Annotated in this window: 12 protein-coding genes and 1 pseudogene; 6 read left to right on the top strand and 7 right to left on the bottom strand. The window is 71.6% G+C overall.

Features of this window, described 5'->3' with window-relative positions:
• Positions 1 to 100: 100 nt before the first annotated feature.
• A complete protein-coding gene (locus AB0953_RS28685) occupies positions 101 to 619 on the top strand; it encodes a DoxX family protein (RefSeq protein WP_366862475.1) in 519 nt (172 codons plus the stop codon).
• A 28-nt stretch (positions 620 to 647) separates the two neighbouring features.
• Here the strand turns inward: AB0953_RS28685 and AB0953_RS28680 are convergent, their stop codons facing one another.
• Positions 648 to 1,625, bottom strand: coding sequence for a helix-turn-helix domain-containing protein (locus AB0953_RS28680; RefSeq protein WP_366862474.1), 978 nt, complete (start codon positions 1,623 to 1,625; stop codon positions 648 to 650).
• Between the two features lie 78 nt (positions 1,626 to 1,703).
• Here AB0953_RS28680 and AB0953_RS28675 point away from each other — a divergent pair, with 78 nt between their 5' ends.
• Positions 1,704 to 2,852 (top strand): alpha/beta fold hydrolase, encoded by a 1,149-nt coding sequence (locus AB0953_RS28675; protein WP_366862473.1) that lies wholly within the window; start codon positions 1,704 to 1,706, stop codon positions 2,850 to 2,852.
• A gap of 29 nt (positions 2,853 to 2,881) precedes the next feature.
• Here AB0953_RS28675 and AB0953_RS28670 read toward each other — a convergent pair whose 3' ends face one another.
• Positions 2,882 to 3,277 carry a RidA family protein gene (locus tag AB0953_RS28670; protein WP_366862472.1) on the bottom strand — a complete coding sequence of 132 codons (396 nt, stop codon included), beginning with the start codon at positions 3,275 to 3,277 and terminating at the stop codon, positions 2,882 to 2,884.
• A 99-nt stretch (positions 3,278 to 3,376) separates the two neighbouring features.
• Between AB0953_RS28670 and AB0953_RS28665 the strand changes: the two genes are divergently transcribed.
• Positions 3,377 to 4,351 (top strand): WYL domain-containing protein, encoded by a 975-nt coding sequence (locus AB0953_RS28665; protein WP_366862471.1) that lies wholly within the window; start codon positions 3,377 to 3,379, stop codon positions 4,349 to 4,351.
• Positions 4,352 to 4,373: 22 nt separating this feature from the next.
• Here the strand turns inward: AB0953_RS28665 and AB0953_RS28660 are convergent, their stop codons facing one another.
• Together AB0953_RS28660 and AB0953_RS28655 are read right to left on the bottom strand one after the other, a co-directional pair.
• Complete coding sequence (locus AB0953_RS28660) at positions 4,374 to 4,832, bottom strand: hypothetical protein (RefSeq protein ID WP_366862470.1); 459 nt, start codon at positions 4,830 to 4,832, stop codon at positions 4,374 to 4,376.
• 225 nt (positions 4,833 to 5,057) lie between these two features.
• Positions 5,058 to 5,978, bottom strand: coding sequence for a TetR/AcrR family transcriptional regulator C-terminal domain-containing protein (locus AB0953_RS28655; protein ID WP_366862469.1), 921 nt, complete (start codon positions 5,976 to 5,978; stop codon positions 5,058 to 5,060).
• 124 nt (positions 5,979 to 6,102) lie between these two features.
• Here AB0953_RS28655 and AB0953_RS28650 point away from each other — a divergent pair.
• A pseudogene (locus tag AB0953_RS28650) lies at positions 6,103 to 6,306 on the top strand (FAD-dependent oxidoreductase); the annotation flags it as partial.
• Between the two features lie 196 nt (positions 6,307 to 6,502).
• A complete protein-coding gene (locus AB0953_RS28645) occupies positions 6,503 to 7,240 on the top strand; it encodes an FAD-dependent monooxygenase (RefSeq protein WP_366862530.1) in 738 nt (245 codons plus the stop codon).
• An 88-nt stretch (positions 7,241 to 7,328) separates the two neighbouring features.
• Here the strand turns inward: AB0953_RS28645 and AB0953_RS28640 are convergent, their stop codons facing one another.
• Both AB0953_RS28640 and AB0953_RS28635 read right to left on the bottom strand, forming a co-directional pair.
• Complete coding sequence (locus AB0953_RS28640) at positions 7,329 to 8,210, bottom strand: hypothetical protein (protein ID WP_366862468.1); 882 nt, start codon at positions 8,208 to 8,210, stop codon at positions 7,329 to 7,331.
• 11 nt (positions 8,211 to 8,221) lie between these two features.
• Complete coding sequence (locus tag AB0953_RS28635; protein WP_241253650.1) at positions 8,222 to 8,671, bottom strand: papain-like cysteine protease family protein; 450 nt, start codon at positions 8,669 to 8,671, stop codon at positions 8,222 to 8,224.
• A 1,526-nt stretch (positions 8,672 to 10,197) separates the two neighbouring features.
• Between AB0953_RS28635 and AB0953_RS28630 the strand changes: the two genes are divergently transcribed.
• Positions 10,198 to 10,401, top strand: a complete 204-nt coding sequence (locus tag AB0953_RS28630) for a GIY-YIG nuclease family protein (protein WP_366862529.1) — start codon at positions 10,198 to 10,200, stop codon at positions 10,399 to 10,401.
• A 123-nt stretch (positions 10,402 to 10,524) separates the two neighbouring features.
• Here the strand turns inward: AB0953_RS28630 and AB0953_RS28625 are convergent, their stop codons facing one another.
• Positions 10,525 to 11,343: a glutamate ABC transporter substrate-binding protein gene (locus AB0953_RS28625; protein ID WP_366862467.1), complete on the bottom strand. Its 819-nt coding sequence runs from the start codon at positions 11,341 to 11,343 to the stop codon at positions 10,525 to 10,527.
• Positions 11,344 to 12,599: the final 1,256 nt, after the last annotated feature.

The raw sequence follows: 12,599 nt of genomic DNA, 5'->3' as shown, positions 1-12,599 counted from the left end.
GGGCGCCACAGCCCGGAGGGGATACGGATGTTCTCGACACCGGCACCCGGCCCGCAGCCCGACCCGCAGCCGACCCGCCCCGCAGTCCCAGGGAGACCCAATGATCCGGATCAACCGACGCGACCTCGCCCTCCTGGCCCTCCGCGCCGGAACCGGGGCCGTACTGATGGCCCACGGTACGCAGAAGCTGTTCGGCTGGTTCGGAGGCGGCGGCCTGGACCAGACCGCCGCCGCGATGGAGCACATGGGCTTCACCCCCGGCCGCCGCAGCGCCCTGGCAGCCGGCCTCGGCGAAGCCGGCGGCGGGGCACTGCTCGTCCTGGGCCTGGCCACCCCGGCCGCGGGCGCCGCCGCGGCCGGCGCCATGGCGGGCGCCGTGTCCGTCCACGCCCCGGCCGGGTTCTTCGCCCAGGGAGGCGGATTCGAGTACCCGGCGTTCCTCGGGTTCACCGCCGCCACCATCGGCCTGGCCGGCGCCGGCCGCTACTCCCTGGACCACGCCACGGGCCACACCTTCGACCAGCGGTGGATGCTCGTCACGGCCTTCACCGCGAGCGCGGCCGCGGCGGCCGCGGTCGTCGCCAAACGGGCCAAGAACCAGCAGAACGCGACCCCCTGACGCCGTACGGCCGGCCCCTACACCGGCCCTACGGCACCCCGCCCCCGCCCAGCAGCAGCTCCGCCAGGGCCGTACGCGTGTGCTGCACCGAGCGGCCCGTACGGGTGGTGGTGAGGAGGCCGGCCGCACGCAGCGCCGCGGCATGGGCCGAAGCGGTGGCATTGCTGACGCCGAGCCGCCGGGCCAGCCCCGTCGTCGTGCACGGGCCGTCCAAGGACCGCAGCAGCGCCAGCCGGGTCCGCCCCAGAACCCCCGCAAGCGGCTCCTCGGGCGCCCCACCCCCCTCCGGTACGGGCGGCAGCCCCCGCCCCGCCGGATACGTGAGCACCACCGGCCGGCCCGGCAGGTCCTGGACGAGCGGCCCACGACGCCAGTGGAACGTCGGCCGCAGGATCAGCCCGCGCCCGCCCAGGCGAACCTCCCGCACCCCCCGGGCGCCCGTACCCGGCGGCCACTCCCAGACCCCCTCCCGCAGCCGCGACCCGGGCGCCAACCCGCTCAGGCCGGCGCCCAACCCGTTCCCCGCGACCGTCAGCGCATGCCGGGTGAACTCCGCCCGGTGCAGCTCCTGAACCTGCGGCCACACCGGCGCGAGCACCGACTCGAACGCCGCCCGCTGCGCCCGGTCCACCACCCGCCAGGCACCCGCGTCCCCGCCGTGCAGGGCCCGTATCCACGGCGGGGCCGGCCGCCCGGCGTACACCTGCTCGATCCCGGCCCGCACGCACTCCGGGCGGGCCGCCCTGACCATCGCGATCCCTTCGTCCAGCGAGTCGCCGAGGACGTCGAGGAAGGCGGGGGCCGACCCGCCCGGCACCAGGTCCGCCAGCGGTTCGACCGCGCTCGGCAGGCTCCGCAGCAGCCTGTACCGCCACCGCCCAAGCAGCGGCTCCCCGTGCGCGGTGCCCAGCAGCATCAGCGCCGCGTGCAGCTCGGGCACGGGCGAGGGCCGCGGCGCGAACCGCACCCGCGCGAGATCCTCGGCAGTGAAGTGAACCCGCAGCACACATGCCCCCTCCGCACCAGCCTTTCGGCCGCACCCACAACCCTCGCAACGGCCCCCGCCCGCCTCCAGGATGCCGCCATGCCCCCTTCCTCCCCACCCGGCCGCCGCACCATCGCCAAGGCCGCCCTCGCAGCAGCCGCCGGCCTGCTCCTCGCCCCGGCCCCCACCCCCGCCTCGGCCTCGGCCTCCGGGGGCTCCCCCACCCCCCACCTCCGACTCCCCGCACCCAGCGGCCCGCACCCCGTGGGCGCCCGCACCCTCCACCTCGTCGACCGCTCCCGCACCGACCCCTGGGACCCCGCCATCGGCGCACGCGAACTCATGGCCACGGTCCTGCAGCCGGCCCGACCCGGCCGCGGCTTCCCCCGCGCCCCCCACCTCACCCCCGCAGCCGCCGCCGAGTTCGCCGTCCTCGCCCACCTGATCCACCCGCCCCTGCCGGCCACCGGCGTGGACTGGGCGGCCACCCTCACCCACGCCCGGGCCGGCGCCCCACCGCTGCCCGGCCGGCGCCCCGTCCTGCTCTACAGCCCCGGAGGCGGCGACGCCCGCAGCATGGGCAGCTCCCTGGCGACCGACCTCGCCTCGCACGGCTGGACCGTCATCACCGTCGACCACCCCGGCGACGCGAGCGAGGTGGAGTTCCCCGACGACCGGCCCGGCCGCCCCCGCGTACGCACCACCGCCCTGGGCCCGGACATCGACGCGGCGACCTTCCGCACGATGATCGACACCCGCGTCGCCGACCTCCGGTTCGTCCTCGACACCCTCGGCCTGGACCGGGTCGGCCTCTACGGCCACTCCGCGGGCGGCACCGCCGTCGCCCAGGCGCTCTACGAGGACCGCCGGATCGCCGCCGCCGCCAACCTGGAGGGCTACCTCGACCAGATGGACGGCGAACTCCTCCCCGTCGCCCGGCACGGCACGGACCGGCCCCTGCTCCTGGCCGGCACCGACGGCTTCCGCAACGCCCGCCTCGACCGCTCCTGGACGGCCCTCCTGGCCCACGCCGGCCCCACCGCCCGCCACCAACTGGACGACACCGCACACTGGGCCTTCACCGACTACGCAGCCCTGGTCCCCCAACTCCAGGAGGCCGCCCTCATGACCGCCGAGGCCCGCACCGCGATGGTCGGCCGCGCAACCCCCCGCACCACCGTCCCCACCGTCCGCACCCTCCTGCGCACGTTCTTCACCCGCCACCTACCGCCCCCGGCCGCACCCTGACGCCCGTGAGCGGCGGGCGGCGGGCGGCATCAGGCGACGGCGGTCCCCTCGAGCTCCACCATCAAGTCGGGGATGGCCAGCCGCGCCACGCCCAGCATCGAGGTGGCCGGCGCCACCCCGGCGCCGCCCAATCGCGACGCCAGCACGCCGTAGTCCCGGACGAGCCGGTCGACGTCGGTGGTGTAGACGGTGAGACGGACCAGGTTGGCAAGGGACATGCCTGCCTCGGCGAGCACGGCCTCGAGGTTGTCGAGGCTCAGCGCCAACTGCGCCGCCATGTCACCGGCGTGCCGGGGATCGCCGTCAGCGCCCGTCGCGGTCTGACCCGAGCAGTACAGGGTCCGGCTGTGCCCGGAGACGAGCTCCGCCTGGTTGAACCCCATCTCCACCGACCACGTCACCGGGTTGACCGCCGTTCGTTCCATCGCCACATCAGCTCCAGTCGATTCGTCGAGCTTCCTCGTGCTGATGAGCCTGCCAACGCATCACGACACCCCCTGTCACGTATTCGATAAAATTCTCGAATGCGCGCTGACCGACTTGTCTCCCTCGTCCTGCTCCTACGCCGACACGGTCGGCTGTCCGCCGGCGAGTTGGCCCGCGAGCTGGAGGTTTCCACCCGCACCGTGCTGCGCGACATCGAGGCGCTGTCCAGGGCCGGCGTCCCGGTCTACGCCCAGCGCGGCCGACACGGCGGCTTCGCCCTGCTGCCCGGGTTCCGGACCGAGCTCACCGGACTCACCCCCGACGAGGCCCTTGCCCTGCTCGTCGCCGGATCACGGCGCGGCGCACAGGTGTTCGGCCTGGGCTCGGCGCTCGCCTCGGCGATGCTCAAGGTGGTGGACGCGCTGCCCGAGACCTGTCGGGACACCGCGGCCGGCGCGGCCGAGCGGTTGCTCCTCGAGCCGGAGACCGACCTCCTCTCACGTCGGCTGGCCGCCGAGGATCCGCCTGACGACATGGCGGCCGAGGTCGTACGCGCGGTACTCACCGGACGCAAGCTGCAGATCCACTACGCCGCCGCCGACCAGGCCCCGCAGTGGCGCACCGTGGACCCGATCGGCCTGGTCAGCATTCGCGACCGCGGCTACCTGCTGGCCACCCGGTCCGGCGTGGACCGCACCTACCGGCTGTCCCGGATCCTGGCCGCCAAGGAACTCGCCGAACCCGCGCAGCGCCCCGACCGCGTCGACCTGGACCGGGCCTGGCAGGAACGCAGCACCCGGTTTCGCACCGGCGGCGACCAGGTCGCCGTGCGCCTACGGATCGACCCGGCGCGGCGCGAGGACCTGATGGACACCGCCCTCGCCGTGCGTGCCGAAGAGACCGAACCCGGCGGCTGGCTGCGCCTGGAGGTGACCTTCCAGGACCCGCGACACGCCGAATGGGCGCTGTGGCAGCTCGGCACGCACGCCGAAGCCCTCACCCCGCACTGGCTGCGCACCTCCCTGCACACCCGCGCCACCACCATGGCCACCCACTACGAAGCGTCCCCCTGACGCAGGAGGAATCGGGTTGCCGTCATGACCCGATGAGGCGCCCGATCAGCGTGTAATTTCCACTCGAGCGAATCCCGAACGTCGTCGGACCCACCTCCGCCTTGGCGGTTCCTGCCGTGAGCGTGCACCAGTCCTGGTACAGGTAACTGTCCGCGCCCCCGATGGAGCAACGCCAGGCGTAGGTGTCCGCCCGCAGCCAGATCGTCCGCTGCTGCCGGCTCCCCGGCACGATCTGATGGGTGTCCTCGTCGAACAGCAGCACCTCCCAGAGGTAGTAGTCCGCCGCGAGGTAGATGTACCGGGTGTCGGTGCCCGCGTAGTCGCTTGGCCGGGGGCTGTTCGTCAGGTAGAGCGTCCGCCTGACCTCCGCCGTGCCCGCCTGCGCGGGTCCGACCGACCACACCACGAAGGCCGCGGCAGCCGCCACCACGGCCGCCAACCTCACCGTGCCCCGCTTCGCACTCCTCGTGAGAACGTCCACGCTTCCCCCCACACTCGATGTGATCGGAATGAGTCAAACGCCGGCCGCAGGCGGGCCGCTCACCGGACCGTACCCACACACCCCCCGCGCGTCCGGTTCCTTCCTGCACAGCCTGGAGCCGACCGAGGTACCACACAGCCCTTTAACGGCGACGAAGAGGAGGACCGCGCCCCTTCACCGCGTACAAGCGCTGGTGACGGGCGGGAGCCGGGCGCGCCGCGATGGTCAGCTCGGCGGCGTGGCGATCCGCGCGGCGAGTCCGTCGAGCAGGGCGCTGAGCCCGTACCGGAAGAGCGATTCGGGGGAGAGGCCGGCGCCGGCACGGGCGGCGGCGAAGGCCGGGAAGGACCCGCCGTCCACCAGCGCCGCGAGCCGGGCTTCCTGGGCCTGCATCCACTGCTCCCCGTTCACCCCGCTGGACCGTTCCGCCGCGGTTTCCGGTTCGAGGTCGATGGCGTGGCCGCGGACGTACCCGAAGAGGGTGACGGCGGCGTGCATCCGGGCGTCGTCGTCCAGGCCGAGCCCGTCCAGGGCCTCCAGGGCCCATTCGATGTGCCGGATGCCATGGGGGATGAGCAGGGGGCGGTTGAGGTTCATGGCCCCGGCCAGCCAGGGGTGGGCCCGGTACAGCCGCCACTGCAGCGCCGCCGACAGCTCCAGCCGCTCCCGCCAGTGCGGCGGCGGCCGCTGCGGCAGGTGCTCCTCGGCGAACACCGCGTCGGCCATCAGCACCACGAGCTGCTCCTTGGTGCTGACGTGCCGGTACAGGGACATCGCCGAGACCCCCAGCTCCGCTGCGAGCCGGCGCATCGTCAAGGCCGCTGCCCCCTCCGCGTCCGCGATCGCGACGGCCGCGCGCACGATCCGTGCACGCCGCTGCACGTCGTCGTCCGTGCCGGACCGGCGTCCCTGGCCCGTCGAGGGCCGGGCCGCGACCACGGTCCCCACCCCCGGCACCGCCCGCACCAGCCCCTCCTGCCCGAGCGCGGCCAGGACCTTGCTCGCGGTGGCCATGGCCACCCCCCACCGCTGGGTGATGGCGCGGGTCGAGGGCACCCGGTCCCCGGGCCGCAGTTCCCCGCGCTCGATGCGTCCCCGCAACTCGGCCGCGATCCGCGCGTACGGCGCCTGTCCCCGCTCCGTCATCCCACCCTCCCGAGTGCACTAGTACGCACGCACCTTACCGCCCTAGAACACTTTCCCCAACTCCCCAGTTCCCAGAAGCACTTCACCCACATACGTTGTACGCATCCCAACAGAGGAGCCAACGATGAACAAGCCCCCCACCCACCCCCGCCCGCACCCCCACACCACCCAGACGGTGCTGATCTCCGGCGGCAGCGTCGCGGGCCCCGCCCTCGCCTACTGGCTGCACCGCCACGGCTTCACCCCCACCATCGTCGAGCGGGCCCCGAAGCTCCGTGACGGCGGTTACGCGGTCGACTTCCGTGGTGAGGCACTCGACGTCCTGGACCGCATGGGCCTCCTCCACCGCATCCGGGCGCTGGACACCAAGACGGGCGACGCGACCATGGTGGACCCCGAGGGCCGCCCGTACGCCACCCTCCCCGCGGCGGTCTTCGCCGGGGACCTGGAGGTCCTCAAGGGCGACCTGACCCGGATGCTGTACGAGGCCACCCGAGAACGTCGAATACGTCTTCGGCGACTCGATCGCCACCCTGGAACAGGACGAAGACGACGTCCTCGTCACGTTCGAGCACGGCGCTCCCCGCCGCTTCGACCTGGTCGTCGGAGCCGACGGCCTCCACTCCCGCACCCGCGCCCTGGTCTTCGGCCCCGAGGAGGAGTTCGTCCGCCACCTCGGCATCTACACCGCGATCTTCAACCTGGACAACTACCTCGGCCTGGAGAACACCGGCCTCCTCTACGCCACCCCCGGCAAGGCCGCCAACATCTTCACGGCCCGCGACAACACCGAAGCCCGCGCAGCCTTCCACTTCGCCGCCGAACACCTGGAGTACGACCACCGCGACCAGGAGGCACACAAGCGGATCATCGCGGACCGCTTCGCGGGCGAGGGCTGGGAGGTGCCGCGCCTCCTGCACGAGATGGCCGCCGCACAGGAGTTCTTCTTCGACGCCAATGCCCAGGTCGTCATGGACACCTGGTCCGCGGGCCGGGTCGCCCTCCTCGGCGACGCGGGCTACTGCGCCGGGCCCACCTCCGGCCGCGGCACCTCCCAGGCGCTGATCGGCGCCTACCTGCTCGCCGGCGAGCTCGCCGCCCACGGCGGCGACCACACGGCCGCCTTCGCCGCATACGAGCACCGGATGCGTCCCTGCGTGACCGAACACCAGACCCTGGGCCGCGAGGGCGCGGAACGCTTCTTCCTGCCCGCCCCCACCCAGGAGACCCTGAACCTACTGGCCTACACCCACACCACCTGAAGGACCCCCGCACGCGACGACCGAACCGCCGCCACGGTCCGTCCCGGCCGGCTGCCGGGACGGACCGTAGTGTGGTCCGGGGTCGGGCTCAGCGGGTGCTTGCGCGGCGCCGCCGGCGGAGCACGACGGCTCCGGCCGCCAGGGCGAGTGCCGCGCTGGAACCGCCGGCAAGGAGCAGGGTGGAGGGCGGGGCGTCGTCTTCCGCGCGCTGGAGGCTGTAGCCGCTGGAGTAGCCGGTGGTGTCGTACTCCGAGCCGGGCAGCTTGTCGGCGTAGCGGGCCTTGACCAGTTTCTGGTAGTCGCTGAGCGACACCGATGCCTGCCCGCCGAGTCCTTGGCGGGCTTGGTCGTTGAGGGGCTCGACGGTGGTGAGCTTGAGCTGGTACCAGCCGCGGATCTGCGGCTCGGTGAAGACCAGCGTGCCCAGGGTGGCCTTGCTTGCGTAGGCGGCGTCGCTGTCGCCGTCTCGCACGGCTGCCAGGTGCCAGCCGCCGCCCTGGGTGGGCGCGAGCATGACGGTGGCGTTGCGGCCGTTGACGGCGGTGCTGAGCGAGGAGACCAGTTGCGTCAGCTTGACCGCCTCGGTGGGCAGCGGCTTGGCGGTGCCCGCGACGAACCCGGGGGTGATCTCGTTCAGTGCCACCGGGTCCTTGATCGTGAAGGCCGGGAGCCCCTGGCACGGCTCCGCCGTTTCGGGGATGGTCTGCACCGGCTCACCGGCGTTGCCGGTGGGCACCGGAGTACGCAGGAAGCGGCACACCGCGTTGTGGACGTCGGCGGACTTCACCGTGTCGAGGGCGGCCTGGTAGTCGGGGATGTCGGCGGGGAGAGGATCCTTGCCCGGGGCCGCGTGCGCCGGACCGACGACGGACAACATCGCGGACGCACTCACTGCGATGACGAGGGACAGACGGGAGAAGGCAGAGGCCGCCCGCTTGCCGGACGTCTTGGTGCCGCTGGTGTCGCGCATGTCAGCCTGCCTTAGCGGGAGATACCGATGCGGGAATGGGTCCACTTGGACGAGCTGTTGCTCACGTAGTCGTTGTAGTTCCACCACGTGTACGTGGTGGTGTCCGGCCACGGGTCGGCGACGGCGATCGTGTTGTTCGACGTGTCGAAGCCGTAGACCACGTTCATGTGGCCGCCCCCGGACGTCCACCCGATGCGGGCCCCGATCGGCCGGGCCGCCTTCACATCGGTGTACACCTGGTTGAACGTGGCTGCGCTGCTCAGGCCCGAGCCGGTGTGGGCCATGCCGAGGCTGCTCCAGCCCCTGGCCATGTCGTCGAGGGTGGCGGGCTGGTTGTTGCAGCCGTAGTAGGGCTGGGCCCGGTTGCAGAAGTCGGTCTGTGTGGAGCCGAAGCCCTGGAACTTGGCGATGGTCAACCCGGAGGCGACCCAGCACCACTGGGTCTTCTCCTGCTTCAGCATGCTGATGGTGTCCTGACCCGCTTCCGCGTGAGCCGTACCTCCCGCGGCCGCGAGCGATCCCAAGGCGGCCAGCGCGATGGCCGACACCGTGGTTCCGTACCTGAACCTACCCATTTTCCTGCCTTCCCCTGGTCGGTGCACGAGATGCACGGGGCAATCCGGCAGAAATATGACAGCGCATCATGTCTACGGCACATAGAGGCCTTACAGAAATTACCCCTTACTGACGACTTCTCAGCTAATAACCCGAATCGGCACTCACGTCTCACGACCTAGCCAAAGCCACCCACGCTGCTCCCACGTCCCAGCGTTCGGCGGGGCCGAACAGTACCTGGTTGGCGGGATCGACCCTCCACTCCAGGCTGTTCGGGGCGACGGGTGCCGCCGGCGCCTGAATGTCTCGTCTGTGGAAGGCGTCGACCAGGCGGCTCCACAGGGAGCCGCCCGGCCGAGCCGCTGGTTGCTGCGGCAGAACCTCCACAGCCTGCCGGAGTGGAATGGAGGCGGACAGCGGCTGCCCGGCCTGCCGAAGGCGGGAACGGTTCGTGCACACGTTCGCGCTCGACGTGGACCCCCGGCGGCCGGGCCGTGACGGGTACGCCTGGACCACGACCTCTGTCGCGCCGGATAAGGGCAGTCCGACGCGACACCCCGCCGCCACCGTTCCGCCATGATGACGACGCCCCGCCCGCGCTCCTTCGTCCGCGCCGGACTCACCACCGCGGCCGAGCACGACGGACCGTTCGACGGCGTGCCCGCACACCTGCGGCCACCGCTGGAGGAATGGCTGCAGTTCGCCCTGGACGCCGAGGCCGCCGAGATGGCCGCCGCCGTCCACGACCGGCTGCCACCCCCGTACCGCAGCGGCCTGGCGCACTCCAGCTGCTCCACCGGCACTTGGACGGCGCCCCGCGCCGGCTGCTCGGCGACGCGCTGGGGTGAGGAGGCGGGGCAGCTGCCTGCGCCCGTCAGACGCTGTTGCCCCTGGTGGCTCCAACAGGAGTACGCGTACTACGAGCGGCCTGGTGCCGCCCGGGAGCCTTGCGCGAGGCCTTTAGTCGCGTGGGCGGACGCCCCCAGGGCCGGGGCCCATGGAGGAACCTGACCGGCCCGCGCCGCGGCCCCTTACAGACCCAACCGAGCGAAGCCTTACGGGAGGAGACGGAGGTCACCTCCCGGCTCGCCACAGAAGCCCAACCGGAGGCCCTGGGGTACACGGGCCGCGTCCTCGTCATGCAGATCATCCGAACCACGTTCAGGGCCGACGGCACGCCCATCGGCAAGACCATGACCATCCAGGGCGGAAGCACACCGCTCGTGTGGGAACTGAGGCCAGCGGACGTGGAGGACGAGGAGGCGTACCCGGTGCCCTCCGCTCCAACGGTGCCAGCGCCCCGGGGCCCGGCTAAGGCGGTACGGACGTACCTGGTCGGCATGGAGGATTCGCCGCTGACGAAGATCGGTCAGACCACCGGCACGCTCAAGTCCCGGCTGGCCCAGACCAGACCGGCCAGCCTGCCCAGCTCCTGCCGCTCCTGGATGTCGAAGGCGACTACGAGGCCGCGCTGCACGCGCGATTCGCGGAGTACCGCGTGCGCGGGGAGTGGTTCGACCTGACGCCCCTCGGTGATCCCGCCACGGCCGTCACGGACGTGCTCGCGGCACTGGGGCTGGACATCCGCCTCGAGGAACAGGGCGATGCCTCCTACCAGGTGCCGCTGCACTTCTGACCCTGCTGCAAGACCAGCATCGGCGCGCACACCGATGCCGACCTGGGCGCTCAAGGCCCTCCTGCACCGAGGTCGTGGCGCGGCAAGGGGGGCCGGATCCCCCTTGCCGCTGCCCCGGGCGGGTCAGCTGCTCGCGGAGGTGACGTGCGGGGCGGGCTCGTGCTTGAAGTTGGCCTGGCCGAAGTTCTTCTTCACGGCGGCGTCCCAGGAGCCGTCCTGGACCATCTTCTTGAGGGCGGCGTTGATCTTGGCGTGCAGATCCTTGTTGCCCTTCTTGATGCCGATGCCGTAGCTCTCGCTGCTCAGGCTCAGCCCGACGAGCCGGAACTTGCCCGTGTTGCCCTTCTGGGCGGCGTAGCCGGCCAGGATCGCGTTGTCCGTGGTCATGGCGTCGACCAGGCCGTCCTGGAGGGCGATCACGCACTCGGAGTAGCCGTCGAGCTCGAGCAGGCTGGCCTTCGGCGCCAGGTTCTGCTTGATGTTCTGCGCCGAGGTGGAGCCGACGGTGGAACAGAGCTTCTTGTTGTTGAGGTCCTCGGCCTTGGTGATCGTGGCGTCGTCGGCGCGCACGAGGAGGTCCTGGTGGGCCGTGAAGTACGGGCCAGCGAAGTCGACCTTCTCCCGGCGCTTGTCGTTGATCGAGTACGTGGAGGCGACGAACTTGACCTCGTTGTACTGGAGCAGCAGCTCGCGGTCGGAGCTGTCGACCTTCTTGAACTCGATCTGCTCCGGCTTGTAGCCGAGCTCCTTGGCGATGTACCTGGAGACGTCCACGTCGAAACCGGAGAAGGTGTCGCCGGCCTCGCGCAGGCCGACACCGGGCTGGTCAAAGGCGATGCCGATGGAGAGGGTCCCCTTGGGTCCTTCGTCGCCGCCGCAGCCGGTGGCGGTCAGGGCGAGGCCGATCACAGCGGCCATCGCACCAGCCTTGGGGACCTTCATGTTGCAACTCTTTCCTCTGGGACGCGGGACGCGGAGCGGGATCGCCGGTGCGCGTGGAACCGCGGGGTACGTGAAAAGCGTCAAGACGCGTGTAAGACGAACCTAAGAATGCTTCCGCCGCGGTGTCACTGGATCTAGGCGAAACTTGAGGTAACGATCCGGCTCGACCGGCGTTTCTGCGGCGATTAGGGCTTCCTGCAGGCGGTGTACCGGCTGTGGTCCGAGCAGCTGGACCTGGTCGCCGAGGCTGCGCGGAACCGGACGCGGCGGCGATGTTCCTGGCGCTGGAGGCTGAGGTCGGCCCGCGTGCGGAGGTCGAGGCCGCGGCGCGGCTGCTGGACGAGCTGCTGCCGCCGGGCGACGAGGAGCCGAGGCGGAGATGCGCCGCCAGCTGGCCGGCCACTACAACACGGTTGTGAGTTGGGGGTGTGGTGGCGGGGTTTGGGTGTCATCGGTGTGTGATGGGTTTCTAGCGTGGTGCAGCATGGTTCCTGGCTTCGTGGTGGCTGTCATGGGGTGACCAGGGGGCTGCCATGCGCTGATAGCACGTGGATGGCGTGGCTGTCACAGGGTTGGAAGTTCCTGTGTTCGGAGTGGCCTGCTTGGGTTGTGCTGGCGGGTATGGCTGGTCGGTCGGGTCGTGGTGTACGTGATGAGGCAGGGGCTTCGGCTGCGGGGTCTGGCGCGGGTCGGGGTGTGGTGGTTCGGCGTTTGCTCGCGGTGGAGGAGTCGGGGGTCGTGTCCCGGCTGCATGTGAGGGTCGCTGCGGAGCTTGCCGGGGTGTCGGAGCGGACGGTGTGGCGTTGGCTCGCTGAGGGGCGGGCGGGGCGGATCGAGGCGAGGCCGCGCCGGGACGGGTTCGCGTTGAGCGAGCCGCTGTGGGCGGTGCTCGCGGAAGAGGGTGGGAACGTCTGCGGTTTGCATCGGCGGATTGAGCGGGCACACGCTGATGGTGGGCTGGAGGAGTGGGGTGTGGGGCGTGTCCCGTCTCTTTCGACACTCCAGCGCGTGGTACTCCGGGATCTGCGTGCGGGTCGGGTGCTGGAGGTGGCGAGGCCTTCCCGGAATCGGGTTGAGGCTAGCCGGTATGAACGGGTCCTGGCCGACCTGTCTGCTGTGGGACGAGCCGGGTACGGCGGCTGCGTTGCTGCTGTGTGGGGGGGGGGGGGGGGGGGGGGGGGGGGGGGGGTTTGGGCGGGCGCCGGCGTGGGGGTCGCGGGTGCTGACCTGGCACCAGGTTCCCGGGCTGGATCAGG

Origin of the sequence: Streptomyces sp. NPDC046866, assembly GCF_040704625.1 — a bacterium.
GTDB lineage: Bacteria > Actinomycetota > Actinomycetes > Streptomycetales > Streptomycetaceae > Streptomyces.
The sequence above is the reverse complement of the archived record's forward strand: the minus strand, read 5'-3'. Positions and strand labels throughout refer to the sequence as shown.

What these genes read in the sequence shown, in the direction of transcription:
- AB0953_RS28665 (WP_366862471.1), top strand. Translation starts at nt 3,377, where the DNA reads ATGCGCGCTGACCGACTTGTCTCCCTCGTCCTGCTCCTACGCCGACAC.
- AB0953_RS28635 (WP_241253650.1), bottom strand. Translation starts at nt 8,671, where the DNA reads ATGCTGAAGCAGGAGAAGACCCAGTGGTGCTGGGTCGCCTCCGGGTTG.
- AB0953_RS28655 (WP_366862469.1), bottom strand. Translation starts at nt 5,978, where the DNA reads ATGACGGAGCGGGGACAGGCGCCGTACGCGCGGATCGCGGCCGAGTTG.
- AB0953_RS28625 (WP_366862467.1), bottom strand. Translation starts at nt 11,343, where the DNA reads ATGAAGGTCCCCAAGGCTGGTGCGATGGCCGCTGTGATCGGCCTCGCC.
- AB0953_RS28670 (WP_366862472.1), bottom strand. Translation starts at nt 3,277, where the DNA reads ATGGAACGAACGGCGGTCAACCCGGTGACGTGGTCGGTGGAGATGGGG.
- AB0953_RS28675 (WP_366862473.1), top strand. Translation starts at nt 1,704, where the DNA reads ATGCCCCCTTCCTCCCCACCCGGCCGCCGCACCATCGCCAAGGCCGCC.
- AB0953_RS28685 (WP_366862475.1), top strand. Translation starts at nt 101, where the DNA reads ATGATCCGGATCAACCGACGCGACCTCGCCCTCCTGGCCCTCCGCGCC.
- AB0953_RS28640 (WP_366862468.1), bottom strand. Translation starts at nt 8,210, where the DNA reads ATGCGCGACACCAGCGGCACCAAGACGTCCGGCAAGCGGGCGGCCTCT.